This window comes from Aliterella sp. E5.1 (assembly GCF_057473825.1).
This window is the reverse complement of the sequence record NZ_JBYCCV010000198.1, coordinates 1-3195: the sequence shown is the minus strand read 5'-3', so window position 1 is coordinate 3195 and position 3195 is coordinate 1. Positions and strand designations below refer to the sequence as shown.

4 protein-coding genes are annotated in these 3195 nt (G+C 39.4%); 2 read left to right on the top strand and 2 right to left on the bottom strand.

Annotated elements, in window-relative coordinates:
- Positions 1-139: 139 nt before the first annotated feature.
- Entirely contained in the window at positions 140-955 is an 816-nt protein-coding gene (locus AC2VE5_RS24880; RefSeq protein WP_486890290.1) for a hypothetical protein, read from the bottom strand.
- Positions 956-1133: 178 nt separating this feature from the next.
- On the opposite strand from AC2VE5_RS24880, the gene AC2VE5_RS24875 reads away from it, so the two are divergent.
- Complete coding sequence (locus tag AC2VE5_RS24875) at positions 1134-1982, top strand: metallophosphoesterase (protein WP_486890289.1); 849 nt, start codon at positions 1134-1136, stop codon at positions 1980-1982.
- A 294-nt stretch (positions 1983-2276) separates the two neighbouring features.
- Positions 2277-2495: a hypothetical protein gene (locus AC2VE5_RS24870; RefSeq protein ID WP_486890288.1), complete on the top strand. Its 219-nt coding sequence runs from the start codon at positions 2277-2279 to the stop codon at positions 2493-2495.
- A 150-nt stretch (positions 2496-2645) separates the two neighbouring features.
- On the opposite strand, the gene AC2VE5_RS24865 is transcribed toward AC2VE5_RS24870, so the two are convergent.
- A complete protein-coding gene (locus tag AC2VE5_RS24865; protein ID WP_486890287.1) occupies positions 2646-2909 on the bottom strand; it encodes a restriction endonuclease in 264 nt (87 codons plus the stop codon).
- Positions 2910-3195 lie beyond the last annotated feature (286 nt).

Below are 3195 nucleotides of genomic sequence, written 5' to 3'. Positions count from 1 at the left end.
GGATTATGGTTTTGCTCATGGTGATCGCCTATGTTGCCAGCATTGGTATTCCAGTGCTAGTTTTATAGCTCAGATTTGAGCGCTTGAGTATTACCCCAAAGTGTAAAGCTAGTAAGTAGAGGCAACTGCTTTATTAGAGTCAGAATGGATAATTCAGCATAATGTCAAATCGTTGTTTGACAAAAGTAATTGTTCTTGGCACTGAGAAAGGTACTGCCAATTCTGTCTGATTATCTATCCGATTTTCTTTCCACTTGTTAAGGTCGAAGCTCAGAGTATACTCAAAGCCAAACAACAAGTCACTACCAAGAAGGCGTTCAACTGCCTCAATGCCATGTAGATTTGCATTACCGCTAATTCGTTCTAGCATATCATCGAAATACGATTGCTCTAATGCCCTGCTCAATTCATCTTCACGACTCACGTAATTAGCAATTCTTCTAGCAATATATAGATCGTCTCCGTAGAGAAACTGCCGCCTAGCAAGAGTTAAAACTTCTGCTGAACCATGAGTAATTAAGAATCGAGCTTGATGAACCATAATGCTGCGTCCATCTGCTGTGAACTGCCCATAGCACTCATCAGGAAGCTGTAAAGGAGTGTATCTAGTTAACTCGGCTAATAGCTCAGATAGACGTAAAACATAATAGAAAAAGTCTGATAGAGGCTGCTCTAATAAATCTTTGGTCGGGTTATAGAGCATTCCTGCCATCATCTCCGCTAAACTATGATAATACGCCCGATCGTCCCTACATCCTTGGTTTCTTAAAAGTGCTGAAGCAAAGTCTAAATCTTCTGCTCTATATTCATGTTCCCGATGTTTTTTATCTTTAGTAGTATTAAAATCTGAGCAAGTATCATTTCCTTGAGCAATGCCATCTGGATGCAATGCACAAACTAGAAGTTCGTTATTAGCATAGAATTTACATCGGCGGCATTCGGGTAGTTTTCGCATTGTGATATTTTTAACTTTTTCTAGTTAGTTGAGCAAGCTGACAGTTAGTAAAATGCGAGGTTGGCAAGCTTGAGATGCGACGAATGATTAACCAAGCGGTTTTAGATATATTGAAGTAGTAAGGCACACAAGCGCCGTCAGGTGGTGTCAGTAAATATTTTTAGATAAATTTACACTAATGCCAAAAAGAAAGAACAGAAGAAAGTATCTACTTATTCTACTTGTCATTATCACTAGCTTTTGTTTACTGAGCTTCTATGGTCTTATCATCGAGCCAAATCGTTTTGTCGTCACGCGCCACCAACTCAATAAGCGATTTGCTTTTGCAAATAATAGTTTCAAAGTTGTTCAAATCAGCGATTTGCATCTTAAAAAATTCAATAACCGCGCTCAACGTATTGCCGAGCAAATTAATAAACTTAACCCAAACATTGTACTATTTACTGGAGATTCAATCGATAAAGCCGAACAGATTGATGGATTTGAGCGCTTTTTGTCGCTCCTTAATAAGCAAACAGCTAAGTATGCAATTATGGGTAATTGGGAATACTGGGCTGATATTGATTTAAAACGTTTGACAGCAATCTATGCCACTTATAACTGCCGCTTATTAGTTAATCAAAGTATTTTACATAATTACGGCGAACGAACTATATTAATTACGGGATTAGATGATTTAGTTAGTAAACCCGATTTAATCAAATCACTTCAAGGGGTTCGCCCTCAATCAAATCATTTATTACTTGCCCACTCACCAGCATATCGAGATTCATTTTCAAGTGATGAATTAGCAAAGCTCAGACAATACAAACCACAATATATGTTATCAGGGCATACTCATGGCGGACAAATATCACTATTTGGCTTCACTCCAATACGTCCGAATGGTAGTGGACGCTATGTTAGTGGTTGGTATCGAGATGGTGTGATCGCCTTGTATGTATCGCGTGGATTAGGAGTTTCAGTTTTACCAGTGAGGATAGGTGTAGTCCCAGAAATTAGCTATTTTGAGTGGTTCCTGAACTGAATATGGCTAGGTATTGAACCGGAGATAAAGTCACCTCTAATTTGTGCCTGATAATTTCCTTTTCCCACTAGAGCATTTAATATCATCAATAAAGTTCATTTGCCCTAACTAAAAAATGCCTTCAGAGTTACAATGGTACGTGCTGTGCAATTTAATCAATGGATTGCCTCAAATTCAGTGGTATGTGTATCAGATTGAGGTTACAGGAGATTTTTTATATATTTATACTAGAAGTTCAACTCTGGTGGAAAATACGACCCTTTTTATCATTAATGCACAAGGAGATTTCATCTAATGAACGTAACCAATCTCAAAAATCTTAGCACTGATGAATTAGTTAAACAGTTCAAAGAAGCTACTCTTAGTGGTAGACCACCTCAAGAACTTATTATTGAGCTAAAGAACAGACCTGGTATTGCTTTTATCAATGCTACTGATTCAGCCGAAGTTACTCTAGAAAAAGCTTATGCTGCTATCGAGCGGGTGGAAAAAGGTAGTCGCCAAAATTCTTGAGCATTGACTAAATAAGCTCAAATGCCCGTACAGCATTACTGTTTGGAAAATAAGTAAAATCACCCTACAACCCTCAATCGCTGTCCCAGCACAAAATCAACCAATCGTTGACCACTGAGTAAACTTATCTGATACTCCCGCAGCAATTCCTTAGATAGCTCCCCCGTCCTTCCAGTATGAACAAAGCAAACCGCCATCCGCTTCCTCCCCCTGGCTAACCCCGTAGAAGTCACGAATATGCTGCGCCTTGATATAGCCGCGATAACGCTTTGCCTGGATTAGATAAAGCCCCCCAGCAATTATTAAGCGCCCATCTAAACCGCCGTCATTGCTGTAGCTAAAGTTGCGTTCAATGTCCCAGCCTTGTTCACAGCAGCAGGTGAGCAGTAGTTCCTCGAAGGCGTAGGGATTCATTTGGCGGAGGATAGCGATCGCTTTTGGTAATTGGGGTAGATAAGCGCGAAAACACTGTTGGCGAATTCAATTGAAGCATCTCAAAATCAGGTAGGCTCAGCACTAAATCTTGCTTGATAACATTTAGTATTGAATTAAATAGTTGTTGCTTTATAATCTATTTCAAAGCGTGGTTTCTTCCCAGTAAGGTGGATTACCAAATCGTTTAATTAAGAAATCAATGAAAGTTTTGACCCGTAGTGAATTTCTGCGAGAGGGCAAATAAAGCGCATAGATGCCCATATCG

What these genes read in the sequence shown, in the direction of transcription:
- AC2VE5_RS24865 (WP_486890287.1), bottom strand. Translation starts at nt 2,909, where the DNA reads ATGAATCCCTACGCCTTCGAGGAACTACTGCTCACCTGCTGCTGTGAA.
- AC2VE5_RS24875 (WP_486890289.1), top strand. Translation starts at nt 1,134, where the DNA reads ATGCCAAAAAGAAAGAACAGAAGAAAGTATCTACTTATTCTACTTGTC.
- AC2VE5_RS24880 (WP_486890290.1), bottom strand. Translation starts at nt 955, where the DNA reads ATGCGAAAACTACCCGAATGCCGCCGATGTAAATTCTATGCTAATAAC.
- AC2VE5_RS24870 (WP_486890288.1), top strand. Translation starts at nt 2,277, where the DNA reads ATGAACGTAACCAATCTCAAAAATCTTAGCACTGATGAATTAGTTAAA.